The following is an 18,942-nucleotide window of genomic DNA, read 5'->3' as shown; positions in this document are numbered from 1 at the left end:
GCACTTCTTTCATGTATAACATCGAATAATAAGGAAGTCTGAGGATATGATGCGCCTGCCACTTGCAACGCTTGAAGTCTTCACCGCCATCGCGCGCCACGGGTCATTGCGGGCAGCGGCTGAGGCGTTGGGCCTCAAGCCATCGACCGTCAGCCATCAGCTGAAAACGCTGGAAGAACGGCTTGGCACCGCGCTGTTCGTTCGAACCACGCGGTCGATCAGCCTGACCGAGGCCGGGCGCGCCCTGATCCGTGGTGCAGGCCCGGCGTTCGATCAACTCTCTGAGGCGGTCGAAAGCGCACGTACCACCGGCCACGTCGCGCGGGGGACGCTGAAACTGGCGATGCCGGAATTTGTCTACCACCTGTTTGTCAGCCCAATCCTCAAGAGCTTTTGCGCCGAATACCCCGAGATCAAGTTGGAACTGTCACTGACCGATGCGCTGTCGGACATTCTGAGCGAGGAACTCCATGCCGGGTTTCGCCTGGGGGATCGCATCGCGCAGGACATGGTTGCGGTGCGGTTGACGCAGCCGTTGCCGGTTGCTGTGGTGGCAAGCCCGGATTACCTGTCCCTGCACGGGACGCCTGAAACCCCGCGTGACCTGCTGCAGCATAACTGTATCCGCTACAGGTTTCAGTCTTCGGGCCACATCGCGCCATGGGATTTTCAGTCGGACGAGGGCGACTATTCTGTCGATGTGCAGGGCACTCTGACCACGAACATTCTGCCTGCGTCGGTCGGTCTGGCCAAACAGGGGTTGGGTCTGGCTTATACTTTTCGGGCCTATGTCTCCGATGACATTCGCGCGGGTGATCTGAGCTCGGTCCTGGAGGCCCACCTTGGTCAGACACCCGGTATATTCCTGTATTTTCCGCGGGAATACAGATCCATGGTGCCTCTCAGGCTGTTCATCCAGCACATAAAGACCCAAGACCTGCCCTGATCGAGACCGCTCAACTGTCCACTTCCGGCGTTGTCTGCCCAGCCGATAGCTGCAAATCTGACCATATCCCCAACCGGAGCCTGTGATTGCCCTTAAAGTACGAAGACATCTACCCATCGGAACCGCTGCTCAACAGCGACGCGATGCAGCGCCCCTCGGCAGCGGGGCTGATGTCTGTCCGGTACTTTCGGGCCGAACCGGACCGGATGCCCGAGGACGTATTTTCAGAGCATCATGTCCTTTTGAACCTGCAGCAGAACGGCCACCGCGTGAAGAACTGGCGGGATGGTCAACTAAGGGATTTCATCTTTCGCAAGGACGAGGTCATCGTGACCCCTGCAGGGATGCGATCGGGCTGGCAGTGGTACGGGCAGTCCGACGTGATCGTCATTACCCTGCATCCGGGCAAGGTTCAGCACTTTGCACAGGCCGAGCTTGGGATGCTGCTGGCACCGGAACAGTTCCACGACCTCCCCCAGTTTTCTGATCCTGATTTGTGTGCCGCCGGTGTTATTCTGCGCGATGCGCTTGAAACCGACGATATGTCCTCGGTTGTCATGTTCGAGGCCATGAGCCGGGTGTTTCTGGTCAAGCTGCTGCAGAAATACGGCAAACGCCGCACCGAAGAGGTCGAGCTGTCTGCGCGCTTTACGTCTCAGCACTACCAGCGCGTTCTGGCCTATGTGCAGAACCGTTTGGATCAGACCATCACTGTTGATCAGATGGCGTCCGAGGCCGGTATGAGCCCTTCGCATTTCGCGCGGGTGTTCAAAGAGACACTGGGTTCGACCCCCATGCAGTATGTCATGGCCTTCCGGATCGAACAGGCAATGAAGATGATGGAGGATGCCGCCCGTCCGCTTGGCGACATAGCCTTTGCCTGTGGCTTCTCCGATCAGGCGCATTTCACACGCAGCTTTAAACAGGTGGTCGGTCAAACCCCGCGCGCATACCGCGCCACGATCAACGCCTGAAGCAGGATCATTCAAAAACGCGGCAGTCCGGTGCAAGTCTGGCCGGTCCAATCCCCGTATCTCTTGGTCATCGGGCTTGCGCCCAATCAGCATGACTTTGGGAGATACCGCCATGAAGACCCTCGCTCTGAATACTGCCGCCGCGTTGATGGCCTCGACCGCCGCCGTCGCGCAGGTCGAAACCCGCACCGTAACCTTTGAAAACGAAGGCTCCGTCCTGTCCGGCACGCTTTATCTGCCGGAAGAGCGTGGGGAGGCACCGCTGCCGACGGTTGTGGTAACTGGGGCCTGGACCTCAGTTCAGGAGCAGATGCCTGCCAATTATGCCCGCGAAATGGCCGAACGGGGCTTTGCCGCCTTCACCTTCGACTTTCGTGGTTGGGGGAAATCAGGTGATCTGCCAAACAAAGTGCGTTTTGTTGAAAGCCCCGCGGCCAAGACCTCGGACATCAAGGCCGCGATCGCGTTCGTCGCAACCCTGCCCGAAGTGGACACCGATCAGATCAACGGCCTGGGGATTTGCGCCTCGGCCGGGTACATGGTTGACGCTGTGTCCGGCAACCCGCTGGTTCAGCGTCTGGGGTTGGTCGCGCCCTGGCTGCAAAACGCCGAGATTGTCGAGGCGGTCTATGGAGGTGCCGAAGGCGTCGCGGGGCTGATCAAGGTTTCGCATGCCGCCGAGGCTGCGGGCGGTCAGATCATTCCCGCCGCGGGCCCCGAAGGTGCCGAAGGTGTCCTGATGCCCATTGGTGGGTATTATTACGAGGCCGACCGTGGCGCGATCCCGGAATATGACGACAAGTGGAACAACGCAGGCTGGGAAGGGTGGCTGACTTATCACCCCGCCGACAACCCACAGCGTTTGGACAAACCTCTGGCCATCGTTCATTCGGAAAGTGCGGCGATCCCACAGGGCGTGCAGACTTTCCTGGCCGGGTACGCGGGTGAAGCGACGGCGCAATGGCTGGAAGACGTCACTCAGTTCGATTTCTACGACAATCCCGAGGATGTCACCCGCGCCGCAGACACCGTGGCCGACCACTTCCGCGCTGGCCTGAAGAACTAAGCCTTGTCCGGACGCCGGAGTACTATTCGGCGTCCCTCCTCACTCTATCGGAGCCTCCCCATGCAGAGAAAACTCACATCCACCCTTGCGGCCGTTGCCATGATTGGAACCGCAGCATTTGCCGAGGAACAGACCGGTATCTCGACCACAATCACGGATATCGCCGCTGGCGCTGATCGTCATGACTGGGCTCGTGTACGAGGTGCGTTTGCTGACGACGTGACCATTGATTACACCAGCCTTTGGGGTGGAGAACCAGCAACGCAACCCGCCAATGATCTGGTGGCGGGGTGGTCCGCCTTCTTGCCTGGATTCGACAATACGCACCATATGGTAACCAACCATACGATCACCTCACTTTCAGGGAACACCGCCACAGCGCAGGCCGATTTCACGGCGACCCATCGCCTTGATGATGGCTTGTGGGTTCTGGGCGGCCGCTATGACTATGCGTTGGAAAAATCAGACGACCGCTGGGTTGTCACCTCGATGACCATGACTGCACTCTGGGAAACCGGCGACCGTGGTCTTGTGACGATTGCTGGCCAGCGCGCTGCCGAGGCGAATTGAGAGAAAAACCATGACCAGCCAACGCATCGCGCTCGTGACCGGAGCCAATCGCGGCATCGGCAAGGAAGTTTCCCGCCAATTGGCGCGAGACCATGGGATGAAAGTTCTTGTAGGTGCGCGCGATCTGGCAAAAGGGCGGGCTGCTGCGGATGAGATCGGGTATGGGGCGCAAGCCGTGCAACTGGATGCGTCCGATCAGACCTCTGTTGCAGCGGCCTTCGCGCAAATTGAAGCTGCGTTCGGGCGTCTTGATGTCTTGGTGAACAACGCGGGGGCGGATTACGATACGGATCAGCGGGCCTATCATGCTGATCTTGAGCGCGTACGACGCGCGTTCGACACCAACTTCTTTGGTCCTTGGGCAACAACGATTGCGGCAAATCCGTTGCTCCAACGCGGTGAGAACGCCCGGATCGTCAACGTGTCTTCTGGGGCAGGGGCATTGACCGGTATGTCAGCGGGTACGCCCGGTTACGGTATTTCCAAAGCAGCATTGAATGCGCTGACCATCAAGACTGCTGCGGAACTGAAACCCCAAAGCATCCTCGTCAATGCAGTGTGCCCCGGATGGGTCGCCACCGATATGGGCGGCGGCGGACGCCCCGTATCCGAAGGCGCCAAAGGTGTCGTCTGGGCTGCAACCCTGCCGAATAGCGGCCCGACCGGAGGGTTCTTTCGCGACGGTGTTGCGATTGAGTGGTAGGCCTTACCCGGGCGACATGAAATCAATCAGTCTCCTGATCCGTGCGGGCAAGAGGCGACGGCTGGGATAAACGGCGAACATGTCCCGCGTCAGCGGCATGGTGTCCGTGACGTCAAGCCGTTGCAAATCGCCACCCATCATATCCAGAGGCAGCATTGCTACGCCCAAGTCCCGGCGGGCGGCCTGCGCAATGACATCAAGGTCGGTTAAGCTGTGCGCGATATGCTTTGGGTGCAGCACTTCGCCGGTTTCAAGTACCCAGGGCTGACCAGATATCAGTGCGGGCAAGGCCAGAAAATCCTGGCGCGGGACCGAAGCGTTCAGCCCGCGTTCCTGGATCAAACCCAAACCGGCGCAAAAGCAGTAGGGAACCGACCAGAGCCGTTTTGCGACAAGGCTGGAATCCGTCAATGGGCCGACCCGGAAGGCTAGATCAATATTATCACGAAAGAAGTCCAGCATGACATTTGTTGTGGTCAGCTCAAGTTCCACATCCGGATTCTGTTCCGCAAAATCCAGCAGTCGGGGGCCTATTGTTGTGCGGGCGGCCAGTGGTGGCGCGGTAACGCGGATGCTTTGACGTCTGGTATCGTCTGCAAACCCAACAACTCCCTGCAGCGCTTCAATCGGGTTCTGACAGCGATCCAGAAGGCGCCGACCCTCTTCGGTCAGGCGAACCTGGCGGGTCGTGCGCTCAAACAGCTTGGTGCCCAGATGGCCCTCTAACTCAGCTACCCTGCGGCTGATCCGGCTGAGCGGTATGCCCAAGCGGTCTGCAGCCTTGGAAAAGCTGAGGTGGTTGGCGACGACAGTAAACAGAGCAAGGTCGTTATAGATCATAATCCTATTTATGAGATAATATATCTCAAAATCAACTATTATCACGTAAGTATGCAACCGCTACCTTCTGCTCAACAGAAGGAGACACACCATGCCCTACGCAATTGAAATCACTCAGACCGGCGGGCCGGACGTTCTGAGCAAAACCGACCGGACAATTCCGCAGCCCGGTGGCGGGCAAATCCTGATCCGCAACCATGCCGGGGCGGTCAACTTTATCGACACGGTCATCCGCAGGGGCGAAATGCCCGAAGGGATGATGCCCGATCTGCCTCATGTGCCGGGTGTTGAGGGGGCCGGAATCGTCGAAGCGCTGGGCGAGGGTGTAGACGGTTTTTCCTTGGGTGACCGCGTGGCGTGGATAGGGCCAATCGGTGCGGGCGGTTATGGCACCCATTCTGTGATCGGAGCGCCCTATGTTACCCGGCTGGCCGACCCGATCAGCTTTGACATCGCAGCCGCCATCCCGGTCAACGCAATGACGGCCTATCATATGCTGGTCAATCTGGGCGGGGCGGGTAAATCCGTGCTGGTTCATGCGGCTGCGGGGGGCGTCGGTACTATGGCCCTGCAGATCGCCAAACATCTGGGCATGACTGTGATCGCTTCGACCAGCACCAACAAGGTCGGGTACGCCAAAGATCAAGGCGCCGATCACGTGATCGACTATCGCACCGAGGATGTCACCGCACGGGTGATGGAAATTACCGACGAGCGCGGCGTGGATCTGACGCTGAACCCGATCTCGGGCGAGTCGTTGAAATCCGACCTCGACGTGCTGGCTCCGCTTGGTACGGCAGTCCTGTTCGGGTTCATAGCTGGTCCGCCCGCAGGTGGCTTTGCTGAAGATCTAGCGAAGCATTTTCAGAAATCGGTCTCAGTGCGGGTCAGCGACATCTATACCTATTTCCTCAACCGCCCCGATGGGTTCAGCGCGGATATGGCCACGGTGTTCGACCTGCTAGAGACCGGCGTTCTGACCCCGCAGATTGCCACCCTACCCATTGCCGAAGCCGCCTAGGCGCATCGCCGTCCGGAAGCAGGAGAAACCACCGGCAAGCTTGTACTGAGCATTGATTGACCGACCCGACAAAAAAGGAACCATAGCAATGAGCACGGTTTTTGAGACTGCCCTGAAGGGCAAACATCTCGTCATCGTCGGCGGCAGCAGTGGCATGGGGAAGGCCACCGCAAAGATGGCCGCCGCCCTTGGCGCAAAGGTCACGATCGCCAGCCGCAATCCGGCCAAGTTACAGGCCGCAGCGGACGAAATTGGGGGCGGGGTGAAGGCCGCGCCTGTGGATACGACCCAGGAAGCCGACGTTAAATCCTGGGTCGGAGGGCTGGGACCGGTGGATCATCTGGTGATCACTGCCTCAAGCGCTGCGCATGGGGCGTTCATGGATCTGCCCACAGACGATCTGCGCGACATGGTCGAGGCTAAGTTCCTCGGCCCCTATGTAGCTGCGCGCGAAGTGTTGCCTGTGTTGAGCAACGGCGGGTCTATCACGCTCTTTTCCGGCGTGCTCAGCCGCCGCCCATCTGCCGGCGCCACAGGTCTTGGCGCAGTAAACGCGGCGGTTGAGGCACTGGCGAAGGGGCTGGCGCTGGAACTGTCCGGTCGCGCGCGGGTGAACTGCATCAGCCCTGGCATGGTTGCAACCGAAGCCTATGCGGCAATGCCGGATGCGGCGCGCGAAGACATGTACGCGCAAGTTGGCGGCAGACTGCCTGTCGGACGGGTTGGGGAGGCGCAGGACGTTGCGCAAGCTGTCATCATGGCAATGACAAACGAGTTCCTGACCGGCACCGTGCTGGATGTAGATGGCGGCCACCTTGTGCGTGATTGATGCCCAACCCAAATCCAACGTAGAGGACACAACGCGCGAAAAAACAATCTCACTTTCAATCAGTGTCAAAGTGCTGGCCATAGGGTTCACACCCTATGGCCCTTCACACCTTTGCAACGGCCTTGTCCAAGCGGTTCCGAAACCGCTTGGGTGCTCAGAGCTTGTCAAATATCGATAGGTTCAAATCCAGCATCTCACCCATCCAGATCGCGCGGTCGCGATGGTCTGCCAGATGGTCTCCGGTTTCGGGATGGGTGAACACCGTCAGCCCCTGCCGGTTCAGCATCAGCCAGGGGATCACCTGATCGAAGACCTCGGGCGCAAAGGCCAATTGGCAGCTCCATCGCGGATGCGGGCCGACGGGTTTGGCATGCATCCGGCCCATTTCGACCGGAAAGAGCTTTGCGGCCTCTTCGCAGACCTGCTGGGCCACATCCTGCGTGGCCTCGTCGAAATAGACATGGGCATGGAAGCTGGTGATCTGTGACATTTGAGTTTCCCTGATCTGTGCCTGATCACGCTAGCTGTTCCATCCCGGCTTCGCGAACACATTCGGAAATCACCCGCAACTGACCGGCAATCGGGCTGGTCTTGCGCCAGATCATTCCGATGGTGCGCGAGGGGCGGGGGGCGTCGAAGCGTGCGACGGATACGGCGGCTGAACGGGTTTCCACCGGAACCGCCATTTCCGGGATCAGCGTGACGCCGATCCCGGCGCCGACCATCTGGACCAGCGTTGACAGCGAACTGCCATCCAGCCCCTCGCGCGGCACCGCCGATTGGATGTTGCAGAAGGACAGCGCCTGGTCGCGAAAACAATGCCCCTCTTCCAGCAGCAGCAGGCGCATCTTGCGCAAAGACTCGCCGCTGGGTGTCGGTTTGCCCGCGTCCGCCTCCGGCCGGATCAGGACGAAATCCTCGGCAAAAAGCTCCACCTCGGTGAAAGCGGACTCTGACACCGGGAGCGCCACGATGGCGGTGTCCAGACGGCCTTCGGTGACCTCCTCCAGCAGCTTGGATGTCAGCGTCTCGCGAATGTGCAGATCGAGTCCCGGATGGGTTCGGGTCAGCGCGCCGACAAGGGATGGCAGCAGATAGGGGGCGATGGTCGGAATGACCCCGATGCGCAACCGGCCCGCCAACTCTGCTTGAGAGGCGCGCGCCATATCCGCCAGCTCATCCACCGAACGCAGGATGTCGCGAACGCGCAGGGCGAACTCCTCACCAAAGCTGGTCAGCCGCACATGTCGCGCGCTACGTTCAAACAGTTGAACGCCAAGGTTTTCCTCCAACTCCTTGATCTGCACGGATAGGGCGGGTTGCGAGATCGCGCAGGCATCTGCGGCACGTCCGAAATGCGCGTGCCGCGACAGCGCCTGAAAATATCGCAACTGCCGGAGCGTCAGATTTGCCATAACTAAAAATTATCGCCACAATCGGAAAATGCAACTTAAAACAATTCTAAGGTTTTGCTAGCATTCCGTCATCAGCTACGGGGAGGATGATGCGAATCCGGTTGATATGCCCAGGCTACGGGCGGTCCACGCCACTGGACGGGAACCGGGCGCATCGGAGTCTTGCGCAGACAGAGTTACATAACGCAGCCACGATCGGAGACTTTAGATGGACGGCAACGACATCGACAACACCGGCAAATGCCCGGTGATGCACGCACATACAACCTTTGCCAGCAGATCGAACTCGGACTGGTGGCCAAACCAGCTTAACCTGCGCGTCCTGCACCAGCATTCCAGCCTGTCGGACCCGATGGGCGAGGGGTTCAACTATGCCGAAGAGTTCAAGAAACTCGACCTGAAGGCGCTCAAACAGGACCTCTATGCCCTGATGACCGACAGCCAGGACTGGTGGCCTGCCGATTATGGCCATTATGGCGGTCTGTTCATTCGCATGGCCTGGCACAGCGCGGGCACCTACCGGACCGCGGATGGTCGCGGCGGCGGCTCGACCGGCACGCAGCGCTTTGCGCCGCTGAACTCCTGGCCTGATAACGGCAACCTCGACAAAGCGCGCCGCCTGCTCTGGCCGATCAAGCAGAAATACGGCAACAAGATCTCCTGGGCCGATCTGATGATCCTTGCGGGCAATTGCGCCATCGAATCCATGGGCGGCAAGACCTTTGGCTTTGCCGGTGGCCGCGCCGATATCTGGGAACCCGAAGAAGACATCTATTGGGGTGCGGAGAAAGAGTGGCTGGCCACCAGCGACAAGGAAAACAGCCGCTATTCCGGTGAGCGCGATCTGGAAAACCCGCTGGCCGCCGTGCAGATGGGCCTGATCTATGTGAACCCCGAAGGGCCTGACGGCAATCCCGACCCGGTGGCTTCGGGCCGTGACGTGCGCGAGACCTTCGCGCGCATGGCGATGAATGATGAGGAAACCGTGGCGCTGGTCGCCGGGGGCCATACTTTCGGCAAGGCGCATGGTGCGGGCAATCCCGATCTGGTTGGGGCCGAGCCCGAAGGCGCCGCGATCGAACATATGGGGCTGGGCTGGATCAATCAGTACGGCTCGGGCAAGGCGGGTGACACCACCACCAGCGGCATCGAAGGCGCGTGGAAACCGAACCCGACCACCTGGGACAATGGCTATTTCGACGTGCTCTTCGGGTACGAGTGGAAGCTGGTCAAAAGCCCGGCTGGTGCCAACCAGTGGCAGGCGCAGGACGTGGCCGAGGAACATATGGTCATCGACGCCTTCGATCCCTCGAAGAAACATGCGCCGATGATGACCACGGCGGATATGTCGCTGCGCATGGACCCAATCTATGAGCCGATCTCGCGCCGCTTCCACGAGAACCCCGAAGAGTTCGCCGACGCTTTTGCCCGCGCATGGTTCAAGCTGACCCACCGCGATATGGGGCCGCGCGCGCTTTATCTCGGGGACGAGGTGCCGGCGGAGGAACTGCTCTGGCAGGATAACGTTCCGGCGGTGGACCACGCGCTGATTGATGCGGCGGATGTGGCTGATTTGAAGGCGAAAATCCTCGGATCGGGTCTCTCGACATCGGAGCTGGTCTCCACCGCATGGGCGTCGGCCTCGACCTTCCGCGGGTCGGACAAGCGGGGCGGTGCCAATGGCGCGCGCATCCGTCTGGCCCCGCAAAAGGACTGGGAGGTCAACCAGCCTGCACAATTGGCCCGTGTGCTGGACGTGCTTGAGGGCATTCAGACCGCCTTCAACGACTCTGCAAGCGGCGGCAAGAAAGTGTCGCTGGCCGATCTGATCGTGCTGGCAGGTGGTGCCGCAGTGGAACAGGCCGCCAAAGAGGCCGGTCACGCGGTCGAGGTACCCTTCGCCCCCGGTCGCACCGACGCTTCGCAAGAGCAGACCGATGTGGATTCCTTTGCCGTAATGGAACCTGCCGCTGACGGGTTCCGGAACTACCAGAAGGCCGAATACGCGGTCTCGGCTGAGGAACTGCTTGTCGATCGTGCGCAACTGCTGACACTGACCGCGCCCGAGATGACGGCGCTGGTGGGTGGCCTGCGCGTGCTGGGTGCAAATGCCGATGGGGCACCGCATGGTGTCTTTACAGATCAGCCGGGCAAGCTGACGAACGATTTCTTCGTCAATCTGGTCGATATGGGCACAGAGTGGAAACTGGCAGATGACGGTCTCTATGAAGGTCACGACCGGGCGAGCGGCGCGGTCAAATGGACCGGCACGCGGGTTGATCTGGTCTTTGGCTCCAACTCGCAATTGCGGGCTTTGGCCGAGGTCTATGCGCAGGATGACGGCGGCGCGCGCTTTGTTGGCGATTTCGTCGCGGCCTGGACCAAGGTGATGAATGCGGATCGATTCGATCTGACCTAAAGATGCGCCACTCACTCGCATCAGGGCGCGCCGGAAGCGGCGCGCCTTTTTTCGTGCCTCGCGCTATGCCTGCGGGCGTTTGATTGCGCGGGTAGTTTCGACCTGAATGCGGATCTGAGCCGCTACCGCTCCGTTCGCATCATCTATGGCACCACCCCCGCGCAGGAGGATTTTCTCAACATGGAGGTTTCTTAAGACGCACAAGTCGGAGTCTTCTTGTAGACTGTCCCGCAATACCCTCACTTTTTCAGAAAGATCACCTTGTCACACTGAACCCAGGAGGACGTGTCATGACCCGCATGACCGCAAAAGACTTCGATCAGGAACTTCTTGATCTCTACGATTTCTACGCCCACGGAAAGATCACCAAACGCGAATTCCTAGATCGTGCAGGCAAGTTTGCGGTCGGTGGCGTGACTAGCGCCGCACTGCTGAACATGCTCAGCCCCAACTACGCACTGGCCGAGCAGGTATCGTTCAATGACCCTGACATCCATGCGGAGTACGTCATGTATCCCTCGCCCAATGGCACGGGGGACGTCCGGGGCTATCTGGTGCGCCCTGCCGGAGTCGAAGGGCCCTTGCCTGCCGTTCTGGTCATTCACGAGAATCGCGGGCTCAACCCTTATATCGAGGATGTGGCGCGCCGACTGGCAAAGGCCGGTTTCATGGCACTGGCCCCAGATGGGCTGACCTCGGTCGGCGGCTATCCCGGCAATGACGCCGATGGGCGCGAGCTTCAGCGCACGGTTGACCGGACCGAGCTGATGAACGACTTCTTCGCGGGTTTCGAATATCTGCTAACGCGCGAGGACAGCACCGGCAAGGTCGGTGCGGTCGGGTTCTGCTATGGCGGAGGTGTTGTGAGCGCCATCGCTGTGGCGTACCCGGAGCTTGCTGCCGGGGTGCCGTTCTACGGGCGTCAGCCCGCAGCAGAGGATGTGTCAAAGATCAAGGCGCCCTTGTTGATCCAGATGGGTGAACTCGATGAGCGCATCAACGCGGGCTGGCCTGATTTCGAAGCGGCCTTGAAAGCCAACGGCAACGTCTATGAAGCGTATATCTACGAAGGGGCGAACCACGGTTTCCACAATGACAGCACGCCGCGATATGACGAGGCCATGGCTGAATTGGCTTGGGATCGGACGATTGATTGGTTCAATACCTATCTGAGATGATCTGACAGCGGCTGGCGCCAACGCTCTGCCTTGTAGCTATCCAAACACGAAGGGGCCAGCTTGCGCCGGCCCCTTCCAACTCTTCGGAAACCCGGGTCAATCGCCGTCGGCCACCCCTTCGGCCCGGGCGCGGGCGCGGCGGGCGCGGTAGCTGGGCAGCACCACCAGGACCACCGCAAAGATCAGCAGCCCCAGCGTCATCGGACGTGACCAGATGAATCCCATCCCGTCATAAAGCTGCATCGCGCGCGAGAAGTTGTTCTCCAGTAGCGGGCCGAGGATGAATCCGATCAGCAGCGGTGCCAGCGGGTAATCGGCAAAGCGCAGGATCGTCGCGCAGATGCCGAAGCCTACCAGGATCAGTAACTCCGTTGCGTTGTTCTGCCCGATATAGGCCCCCATCAGGGTAAAGAACAAAATGAACGGGATCAGGAAGTTGCGCGGCACCGCCAGCACCTTGGCGATATAGGGGATCAGCGGCAGGTTCAGGATTAGCAGAACCAGGTTGCCTAGATACATCGAGATGATGACCGCCCAGAAGATCTGCGGCTCATCCACCATCAGGCGCGGGCCGGGCGAGACGTTGAGCGCAATCAGCGCACCGAGCAGGATCGCGGTGGTGCCCGAACCGGGAATACCAAGCGTCAGCAGCGGCACGAAAGATCCGGTACAGGCGGCGTTGTTGGCGCTTTCCGGTGCGGCGATGCCTTTGATCGCGCCTTTGCCGAACTGCTCCTGCTCTTCCTTGGGGGCAATGTTGCGTTCGACCGCGTAGCCGAGGAAGGACGCGATGGTTGCCCCTGCACCCGGCAGAACGCCGATGAAGAAGCCTTGCAGCGACTGGCGGCCAATCACCGGCGCGATGCTTTTTGCCTCCTGCCGGTTGATGCGCAGATTGGTGATCTTGCCGCCATCCTCACCATCGCCGGTTTTGGACCGGCTCGGGTCGAGCACAAGATAGATCGCCTCGGGCAAGGCAAACATCGCCATGGCCAGCGTGATGAAGCCGAAGCCAGATTGCAGGTCCATGATCCCCATGGTGAAGCGCGGCATGTTGAACAGAACGCCTTCGCCCACGGTGGCCATTATCAGACCCAGGAAGGTCATCAGCAATGCCTTGGCCACCTGTCCGGTGCCCGCGAATGCGGCAATAGCCGAAAGTCCCACCACCATCAGGGCGAAATATTCGGACGAGTGAAAAAGCAACGCTACCGAGGCCAGCATGGGCGCGAAGATCATCAGCAGGATCGCCCCAATCGAGCCCCCTGCAAAGGACGAGATCGCGGCCACGGTCAATGCCTTGCCCGCCTGGCCGGATCGGGCGAGCGGATAGCCGTCAAAGCTGGTAGCCACGGTTGACGCGACCCCCGGCGCGTTGATCAGAATGGACGAGGTCGATCCGCCAAAGACAGCGCCGTAATAGACGCCCGCCAGCAGGATCAGCGCGGTCGAGGGATCGCCGATGGTGATCGCCACAGGGATCATGATCGCGATAATCGACATCGGGCCAAGACCCGGCAACATGCCGATGAAGGTCCCGATCAGACAGCCGCCAATGACCATCATGATATTGGTGAATGTAAAGGCCGTTGCGAGGCCCGTCATAATGCCTTCAAACATGTCAGCCTCCGCTTGCTACGCTGTTCATGAAGCCGGGCAGAGGGCTCAGGAAGATGCCCAGAACCGCATCGACCAGGTACCAAACACAGCCCGCCGCGATCGCGGCAACCACCGCCATCAACACAAATCGCCGCTCGCCCAGGATGAAAGATCCCAGAAACAGGAACAGGAAGGTCGCCGCCAGAAAGCCCAGAGGCCGCAAGAGCAGCGCATAGGCCACCATCAGTCCCAGCAGCATCAGTGCTTGACCGACATTGTAGTCGCCCAGCCGAGACAGGTTGATATCGGCGGCGTCTTTTTTCTCGGGCGCTTTTTCAAGCCCCAGAACAATTGCCAGCGAGAACAGGATGGCACCCACGGCCAGAACCTTGGGAAAGCTCGACGGCCAGATCGGGCTGCGTTGCATGATCGGTGGCAACACCGAGTCCATGGTGAAATAGGCGGCATAGCCATAGGCCATGCAGACCAGAAGAATGACAAAGGCGATCCAGCGATCCAGCGCCATCTCGGTGTCCCTCCCTTTGTTTTAAAAAAACGCCCGGGGATTTTGGTGCCCCGGGCGCTGCTTAGTGAGTGGCTTAAGCCCGGATCAGAGGAAGCCCAGCTTCTTCATCAGATCGCCAATGGTCTGTTCCTGGCCTTCGAGGAAGACCTTGAAGTCGTCGCCATTGTTGTGGATGTCGACCCAGCCGTTCCGGTCACGCACTTCCGCCCATTCGGGTGTCGCGTACATTGCTTCGATCGCGGCCTGATAGGCGGCCAGCTTGTCCTCGGGCAGGCCGGGGGCAGCAAAGAAACCGCGCCAGTTCACGAAGGTGGTGTCGTTGCCCTGCTCTTTCATGGTGGGTGCATCGGGGAACGCATCTACGCGCTCGTCCGCGGTCACGCCGATGATCTTCACCTCACCGGCCTTGGCCAGTTCCACCGCTTCTGAGAACCCGGTAGACACCGCCTGAACCTCGCCCGAGAGCAGGCCCGCCATGGTGGCGCCACCGCCATCATAGGGGACGTATTTCATCGCAACCGGGTCTGCTCCGGCGGATTCCATCACCATGGCCGCAACCAGATGGTCCATACCACCGGGAACCGAGCCACCGCCCACGGCCGTGCCGTTGGGGTCTGCTTTGAAGGCTTCGATCAGACCATTGAGGTCTTGAATGTCGCTATCCGCAGGGACCACAAGTGCTGCATAATCACCAATGGTACCGGCAACCAGCGTCAGATCGCGGAAGCTCTGCGGGAATACGCCTGTCAGCGAGCGGATCACGATGGGGGTCGAGTTGACCATCAGCGTGCCATGCTGGCTGTTGGCATTTTCGATCAAATACCCGATCGCCTTGCCGCCGCCACCGCCGGACATGTTTTCGTAAGATGCAGTGCCCACAAGCCCTGCCTTGGTCAGTGCTTCACCAGTGCCGCGCGCGGTGCCATCCCAGCCGCCGCCTGCGCCGCCGGGGATGAGGAAGTGGATGCTCTCTACGACCTGATCCGCCGCCATTGCCGCCTGGCCCCCAAAGCTCAGCGCAGCCACAGTCGCAGCCATCATGACCCGGCGGGTCACGTTCAGTTTTGTCATGGTGTCCTCCCGTTTGACAAAAGGCGGCCGGGCCGCCCATCACTGGAGTCAAACACGCGAAGCTGACACAAACCTGTCGCGGCGGACGAAAGCGAAGGCTCAAGGATGCGGTTCCTGCTGGTAGAAGACTCGATGACGCTCGCCTCTGCGGTGCTGGACCGGTTGCGTCTGGACGGTCATGTTGTGGATCATGCACCGGATGTGGAACAAGCGCGCGCCTTTGCCGAGGCGGCCGATTACGATTTGATTTTGCTGGATATTATGCTGCCCGATGGCGATGGGCGCGACTTCCTGAAATCGCATCGGCAGGCCCGCAACGAGACGCCCGTAATCGTATTGACCGCGCGGTCTGCAGTGTCGGACAGGGTCAGTGTTCTGGACCTTGGCGCGGATGACTACATCACCAAACCGTTCGACTTTTCCGAGCTTGAGGCCCGTTGCCGCGCGGTTCTCAGGCGGCGGGGCGGGGGGGCATCGACCGTCCAGCGATTCGGTGATGTCACCTTCGATCCGCTGGCCGGGACACTTACCGTGGGCGATCGTCGTGTCAGCCTGCGCAACAAGGAATTGCGTCTGCTGGAGATTTTCCTGAGCGCGCCGGACCGCATCTTTTCCAAACCCAAACTGGTCGACCGCCTGTTCAGCTATGACGAGGATGTCTCGGACAATGCGATCGAGGTCTATGTGGGTCGGTTACGCAAGCATCTGGTCGGATCAGACGTAGAAATCGTCACGGTGCGCGGTATGGGCTACAGGATTTCACGCGCATGAGCCGTGCGGCACAGATCAGCGGCTCGATCCGCCGCCGCCTGATCGGGCAATTGGTACTGGGTTCCGCTGTGCTGGCGGCTGTGCTGGTTCTGCTGGTGACCAATCTGGCCCGTAACGTGGCGCAGGACACGCAGGACAGCATCCTGATGGCCAGTGTGACCTCGATCCTCGATACGATGACGGTGCGCGACGGCGAGATTTCCGTCGATCTACCCTATGCCGCGCTGTCAATGCTGGGAAATGTCAGCGAAGATCGCGTGTTCTATCGCATTCTGGCCGATGGCCAGCTTTTGACCGGCTATGAGGATCTGCCCGATCCCGGTGATCCGGGCCGCGATGGCGGCTATATCACCGCGCCTTATGCCGGGACCGAAGTACGCATGGCCACGGCTGAGCGCCGCCTGTCTGTTGCGGGGACGCCGATCATGGTCACCGTCTCTGTTGCTCAGACCCGGCAGGGGTTGATGCAGACCCTTGCGCAGGTCTCGCGCAGGGGCGCAGCGGTGGGCATCGGCTTCTTTGTGCTGGCGGCTTTGCTGGCCGTGTTGACCACCGAATTCGGCCTGCGGCCGCTGCGCGATCTCGCAGGCGCCGTGTCACGGCGCGGCCCAAAGGATTTGCGTTCGGTCAAAGGCCCGGTGCCGCAGGAAATGGCCCCGCTGGTTATCTCGCTCAATTCGTTCATTGACCGGCTGCGCTATTCCTTGTCCCGGTCCGAGGACTTCATTGCCGAAGCGGCGCATCGCGTGCGCACGCCGCTCTTCACCGTGCGCACGCAGGCCGAAATCGCGCTCAGGCGTGTCGAGCGCCCCGAAAACCGCGCCGCGATCAAAGAGATGATCCGGGCGCTTGATGAAAGCTCGCGCGCCGCCGGACAGCTACTGGATCACGCGATGGTCACTTTCCGCACCGACCATCTTGAGAAGGAGCGGGTGCTGCTCACCGAACTGGCCGAAGAACTGGTCGACCGGCTGCGCCCGGTTGCCGATCTGCGCGATATCGGGCTTTCGATGCAGAGCGAGGGCACACCAGAGGTGCTGGGCGATGCGGTGCTGATCGAAAACGCCCTGCGCAATGTGCTGGATAACGCGATCAAATACTCCGCGCCCGATAGCGACGTGGATATCCGTATCGGGCGCGAGGCGTCCGATTGCTTCATCATGGTGAGAGATCATGCCGGTGGCTTCCCCGAAGGGGCCTTGCACCGCATGACCGAGCGCTTTGCGCGCGGCGACAATGCCGGTGGCACGGTTGGTTCGGGCCTTGGCCTGACTATCGCACGCGAGGTGTTGGAAGCGCATGGTGGCAGGCTTACCCTTGAAAACAAAGGAGATGGCGCATGCGTCACGCTGTGGTTCCCGGCCTCCTGATTTCGTTCTGGCTCAGCTATGCCAGCGCGCTGCATGCCTATGAAATCGAAGATGAACTGATGGTGGGTGATCCGGATGCGGATGCCCAATTGCGCATCCTTTCGACCACCGATATTGACTTGTTCGAGCCTTTCCTGGCCGCATTTGTCGCCGCAAATCCCGAGATTGCCATCGATTATGTGGTCGCCAGCAGCGCCGAGGTGATGAAGGCGGTGCAGGGGGGCGAGCCATTTGATCTGGTTCTGTCTTCGGCCATGGATCTGCAGACCAAACTGTCCAATGACGGGTACACCCAGCCCTATAGTTCGGCCGCCACCGATCTGGTGCCGGATTGGGGCAACTGGCGCGATCACCTCTTTGCCTTTTCGCAGGAAACCGTGACGCTGGTCATCTCGCCCGCCGCCTTCGAGGGACTCGACATCCCGCAAACACGGCAGGACCTGATCCGCCTGCTGCGCGACCACGAAGACCGGTTCCGGGGGCGTATCGGCACTTATGACATCTCGCAGAGCGGGGCGGGCTATCTCTTTGCCACGCAGGATGCGCGCGCCTCGGAAAGCTATTGGCGGTTGTCCGAGGTGATGGGCAATCTCGGCACGCGGTTCTTTTGCTGCACCAGTGAGATGATCGAGAAGGTGGCCACAGGCGAGATCGCCATGGCCTACAACGTGCTGGGCAGCTACGCCACTGCCCGCACCGACCTTGCCGACGGTATCCGTATCGTCGAGTTGCAGGATTACACGATCATGATGCTACGAACCGCCGCCATCCTGCGTGACGCCCCCAACCCACAGGCGGCAGGCCTGTTCATCGACCACCTGATCCGCGCAGCCTGGGGGCCTGCCGAGCTTGACTATTACCCATTCCCCCGCTTTCCCGCACCGGAGGGCGCGGTCAGCGCCACCCGCCGCCCAATCCGGCTGGGGCCGGGGCTGCTGGTCTATCTCGACGGCTTGAAACGCCGTGCCTTTCTGTCGGAATGGCGTGATGCGATGCGGTGGTAAGCTTGGCGTTAGTCCTGAAACGCAGTGGCCAGAGGGGCGGGCAGATCGAACTCGGTCAACACGCGCGCGCGCGCCTCAGATGACATCTTGCGTGCCGTCTTCTGCACGATGCTTTCAATCTTCTCCGGTGAGTGTTTCTCGGCGAAAGGGGCAAAATACCATTTCAGGAAAACGAAACAGATCACATCCTCAAGCGCCTGCACCTCGGTGTCGCGCTTGATGCCTTGTTTGCGCAGCATCCGGCCCGCAGCCTCGGTATCTTCGACGCCATAGCCCTCGGTTTCCATCAGGGTGCAGACCACCTCCGCGTGATGTTCGGCCTGCGCGCGCCGCCAGGCCAGATATCCGGCGCGGCCTTCGGGATATTCGCTGCGCGCCAGTTTCCAGCGTTCCACATGCTGGCCGCGCGCCGCGATCTGCAGCGGTTCAGAGGCATCAGGGAACAAGCGTGCCAGTTCCTCGCTCATGCGCTGACCATAAAGCAGCGCCTCGGGCTGGCCCTCATCCTGGCGCGGGTCTTTGGCATTGGCGGCGTCGATGGCGTCGATCACGCGGGCGAGGGCAGTGGTCATGGCGGACTCCAGCTGTGGCTGTCTTAACAATCGGCCCTATTGGCGCAGCGTTTTCCGGGCTTGTCCAG

At 60.4% G+C, this 18,942-nt stretch carries 19 protein-coding genes; 12 read left to right on the top strand and 7 right to left on the bottom strand.

Annotated elements, in window-relative coordinates:
* Positions 1 to 49: 49 nt before the first annotated feature.
* From Q5Y75_RS12425 to Q5Y75_RS12405, 5 genes are all read left to right on the top strand, one after another.
* Entirely contained in the window at positions 50 to 946 is an 897-nt protein-coding gene (locus Q5Y75_RS12425; RefSeq protein ID WP_306197771.1) for a LysR family transcriptional regulator, read from the top strand.
* Positions 947 to 1,032: 86 nt separating this feature from the next.
* The gene (locus tag Q5Y75_RS12420) at positions 1,033 to 1,920 is read left to right on the top strand and encodes an AraC family transcriptional regulator (RefSeq protein ID WP_306197770.1); all 888 of its coding nucleotides are present in this window, start codon (positions 1,033 to 1,035) and stop codon (positions 1,918 to 1,920) included.
* A 112-nt stretch (positions 1,921 to 2,032) separates the two neighbouring features.
* Positions 2,033 to 2,986: an alpha/beta hydrolase gene (locus Q5Y75_RS12415; protein ID WP_306197768.1), complete on the top strand. Its 954-nt coding sequence runs from the start codon at positions 2,033 to 2,035 to the stop codon at positions 2,984 to 2,986.
* Positions 2,987 to 3,046: 60 nt separating this feature from the next.
* Complete coding sequence (locus tag Q5Y75_RS12410; protein ID WP_306197766.1) at positions 3,047 to 3,556, top strand: nuclear transport factor 2 family protein; 510 nt, start codon at positions 3,047 to 3,049, stop codon at positions 3,554 to 3,556.
* A 10-nt stretch (positions 3,557 to 3,566) separates the two neighbouring features.
* Positions 3,567 to 4,259, top strand: a complete 693-nt coding sequence (locus tag Q5Y75_RS12405; RefSeq protein WP_306197765.1) for an SDR family NAD(P)-dependent oxidoreductase — start codon at positions 3,567 to 3,569, stop codon at positions 4,257 to 4,259.
* A 3-nt stretch (positions 4,260 to 4,262) separates the two neighbouring features.
* Here Q5Y75_RS12405 and Q5Y75_RS12400 read toward each other — a convergent pair whose 3' ends face one another.
* Complete coding sequence (locus Q5Y75_RS12400) at positions 4,263 to 5,099, bottom strand: LysR family transcriptional regulator (RefSeq protein ID WP_306197764.1); 837 nt, start codon at positions 5,097 to 5,099, stop codon at positions 4,263 to 4,265.
* A 91-nt stretch (positions 5,100 to 5,190) separates the two neighbouring features.
* Between Q5Y75_RS12400 and Q5Y75_RS12395 the strand changes: the two genes are divergently transcribed.
* On the top strand, positions 5,191 to 6,120 hold the full coding sequence (locus Q5Y75_RS12395; protein WP_306197762.1) for a quinone oxidoreductase family protein: 930 nt from the start codon (positions 5,191 to 5,193) through the stop codon (positions 6,118 to 6,120).
* Positions 6,121 to 6,208: 88 nt separating this feature from the next.
* Entirely contained in the window at positions 6,209 to 6,949 is a 741-nt protein-coding gene (locus Q5Y75_RS12390) for an SDR family oxidoreductase (protein WP_306197759.1), read from the top strand.
* A 154-nt stretch (positions 6,950 to 7,103) separates the two neighbouring features.
* On the opposite strand, the gene Q5Y75_RS12385 is transcribed toward Q5Y75_RS12390, so the two are convergent.
* Together Q5Y75_RS12385 and Q5Y75_RS12380 are read right to left on the bottom strand one after the other, a co-directional pair.
* Positions 7,104 to 7,439: a DOPA 4,5-dioxygenase family protein gene (locus tag Q5Y75_RS12385; RefSeq protein WP_306197757.1), complete on the bottom strand. Its 336-nt coding sequence runs from the start codon at positions 7,437 to 7,439 to the stop codon at positions 7,104 to 7,106.
* A gap of 25 nt (positions 7,440 to 7,464) precedes the next feature.
* Positions 7,465 to 8,364 (bottom strand): hydrogen peroxide-inducible genes activator, encoded by a 900-nt coding sequence (locus Q5Y75_RS12380; protein WP_306197755.1) that lies wholly within the window; start codon positions 8,362 to 8,364, stop codon positions 7,465 to 7,467.
* A gap of 208 nt (positions 8,365 to 8,572) precedes the next feature.
* Here Q5Y75_RS12380 and katG point away from each other — a divergent pair, with 208 nt between their 5' ends.
* Positions 8,573 to 10,783: a catalase/peroxidase HPI gene (katG, locus tag Q5Y75_RS12375; protein WP_306197753.1), complete on the top strand. Its 2,211-nt coding sequence runs from the start codon at positions 8,573 to 8,575 to the stop codon at positions 10,781 to 10,783.
* A gap of 290 nt (positions 10,784 to 11,073) precedes the next feature.
* Positions 11,074 to 11,961: a YghX family hydrolase gene (yghX, locus tag Q5Y75_RS12370; RefSeq protein ID WP_306197751.1), complete on the top strand. Its 888-nt coding sequence runs from the start codon at positions 11,074 to 11,076 to the stop codon at positions 11,959 to 11,961.
* Positions 11,962 to 12,057: 96 nt separating this feature from the next.
* Here yghX and Q5Y75_RS12365 read toward each other — a convergent pair whose 3' ends face one another.
* The 3 genes from Q5Y75_RS12365 to Q5Y75_RS12355 all read right to left on the bottom strand — a co-directional run bounded on the left by Q5Y75_RS12365 (position 12,058) and on the right by Q5Y75_RS12355 (position 15,157).
* Positions 12,058 to 13,581, bottom strand: a complete 1,524-nt coding sequence (locus Q5Y75_RS12365) for a tripartite tricarboxylate transporter permease (RefSeq protein WP_306197749.1) — start codon at positions 13,579 to 13,581, stop codon at positions 12,058 to 12,060.
* A gap of 1 nt (position 13,582) precedes the next feature.
* Positions 13,583 to 14,086 carry a tripartite tricarboxylate transporter TctB family protein gene (locus Q5Y75_RS12360; RefSeq protein WP_306197747.1) on the bottom strand — a complete coding sequence of 168 codons (504 nt, stop codon included), beginning with the start codon at positions 14,084 to 14,086 and terminating at the stop codon, positions 13,583 to 13,585.
* Positions 14,087 to 14,170: 84 nt separating this feature from the next.
* Positions 14,171 to 15,157, bottom strand: coding sequence for a Bug family tripartite tricarboxylate transporter substrate binding protein (locus Q5Y75_RS12355; RefSeq protein WP_306197745.1), 987 nt, complete (start codon positions 15,155 to 15,157; stop codon positions 14,171 to 14,173).
* Positions 15,158 to 15,262: 105 nt separating this feature from the next.
* Between Q5Y75_RS12355 and Q5Y75_RS12350 the strand changes: the two genes are divergently transcribed.
* The 3 genes from Q5Y75_RS12350 to Q5Y75_RS12340 are packed head-to-tail and all read left to right on the top strand — an operon-like array spanning position 15,263 to position 18,302.
* Positions 15,263 to 15,928, top strand: a complete 666-nt coding sequence (locus tag Q5Y75_RS12350) for a response regulator transcription factor (protein WP_306197743.1) — start codon at positions 15,263 to 15,265, stop codon at positions 15,926 to 15,928.
* Positions 15,925 to 17,298, top strand: a complete 1,374-nt coding sequence (locus tag Q5Y75_RS12345) for a sensor histidine kinase N-terminal domain-containing protein (RefSeq protein ID WP_306197740.1) — start codon at positions 15,925 to 15,927, stop codon at positions 17,296 to 17,298. The genes Q5Y75_RS12350 and Q5Y75_RS12345 overlap by 4 nt, the downstream gene beginning before the upstream one ends.
* Positions 17,268 to 18,302, top strand: a complete 1,035-nt coding sequence (locus Q5Y75_RS12340) for an ABC transporter substrate-binding protein (RefSeq protein WP_306197738.1) — start codon at positions 17,268 to 17,270, stop codon at positions 18,300 to 18,302. The genes Q5Y75_RS12345 and Q5Y75_RS12340 overlap by 31 nt, the downstream gene beginning before the upstream one ends.
* Before the next feature lie 8 nt (positions 18,303 to 18,310).
* On the opposite strand, the gene Q5Y75_RS12335 is transcribed toward Q5Y75_RS12340, so the two are convergent.
* Positions 18,311 to 18,874, bottom strand: coding sequence for a DUF4202 domain-containing protein (locus Q5Y75_RS12335; RefSeq protein ID WP_306197736.1), 564 nt, complete (start codon positions 18,872 to 18,874; stop codon positions 18,311 to 18,313).
* Positions 18,875 to 18,942 lie beyond the last annotated feature (68 nt).

Source organism: Ruegeria discodermiae (genome assembly GCF_030758345.1).
Lineage (GTDB): Bacteria > Pseudomonadota > Alphaproteobacteria > Rhodobacterales > Rhodobacteraceae > Ruegeria_C.
Note: the sequence above shows the minus strand (reverse complement) of the source record. Positions and strands in the feature narration are given on the sequence as shown.

Coding starts and splice junctions, on each gene's coding strand:
- Q5Y75_RS12425 (WP_306197771.1), top strand. CDS start 50: ATGCGCCTGCCACTTGCAACGCTTGAAGTCTTCACCGCCATCGCGCGC.
- Q5Y75_RS12415 (WP_306197768.1), top strand. CDS start 2,033: ATGAAGACCCTCGCTCTGAATACTGCCGCCGCGTTGATGGCCTCGACC.
- Q5Y75_RS12410 (WP_306197766.1), top strand. CDS start 3,047: ATGCAGAGAAAACTCACATCCACCCTTGCGGCCGTTGCCATGATTGGA.
- Q5Y75_RS12405 (WP_306197765.1), top strand. CDS start 3,567: ATGACCAGCCAACGCATCGCGCTCGTGACCGGAGCCAATCGCGGCATC.
- Q5Y75_RS12400 (WP_306197764.1), bottom strand. CDS start 5,099: ATGATCTATAACGACCTTGCTCTGTTTACTGTCGTCGCCAACCACCTC.
- Q5Y75_RS12395 (WP_306197762.1), top strand. CDS start 5,191: ATGCCCTACGCAATTGAAATCACTCAGACCGGCGGGCCGGACGTTCTG.
- Q5Y75_RS12390 (WP_306197759.1), top strand. CDS start 6,209: ATGAGCACGGTTTTTGAGACTGCCCTGAAGGGCAAACATCTCGTCATC.
- Q5Y75_RS12385 (WP_306197757.1), bottom strand. CDS start 7,439: ATGTCACAGATCACCAGCTTCCATGCCCATGTCTATTTCGACGAGGCC.
- Q5Y75_RS12380 (WP_306197755.1), bottom strand. CDS start 8,364: ATGGCAAATCTGACGCTCCGGCAGTTGCGATATTTTCAGGCGCTGTCG.
- katG (WP_306197753.1), top strand. CDS start 8,573: ATGGACGGCAACGACATCGACAACACCGGCAAATGCCCGGTGATGCAC.
- yghX (WP_306197751.1), top strand. CDS start 11,074: ATGACCCGCATGACCGCAAAAGACTTCGATCAGGAACTTCTTGATCTC.
- Q5Y75_RS12365 (WP_306197749.1), bottom strand. CDS start 13,581: ATGTTTGAAGGCATTATGACGGGCCTCGCAACGGCCTTTACATTCACC.
- Q5Y75_RS12360 (WP_306197747.1), bottom strand. CDS start 14,086: ATGGCGCTGGATCGCTGGATCGCCTTTGTCATTCTTCTGGTCTGCATG.
- Q5Y75_RS12355 (WP_306197745.1), bottom strand. CDS start 15,157: ATGACAAAACTGAACGTGACCCGCCGGGTCATGATGGCTGCGACTGTG.
- Q5Y75_RS12350 (WP_306197743.1), top strand. CDS start 15,263: ATGCGGTTCCTGCTGGTAGAAGACTCGATGACGCTCGCCTCTGCGGTG.
- Q5Y75_RS12345 (WP_306197740.1), top strand. CDS start 15,925: ATGAGCCGTGCGGCACAGATCAGCGGCTCGATCCGCCGCCGCCTGATC.
- Q5Y75_RS12340 (WP_306197738.1), top strand. CDS start 17,268: ATGCGTCACGCTGTGGTTCCCGGCCTCCTGATTTCGTTCTGGCTCAGC.
- Q5Y75_RS12335 (WP_306197736.1), bottom strand. CDS start 18,874: ATGACCACTGCCCTCGCCCGCGTGATCGACGCCATCGACGCCGCCAAT.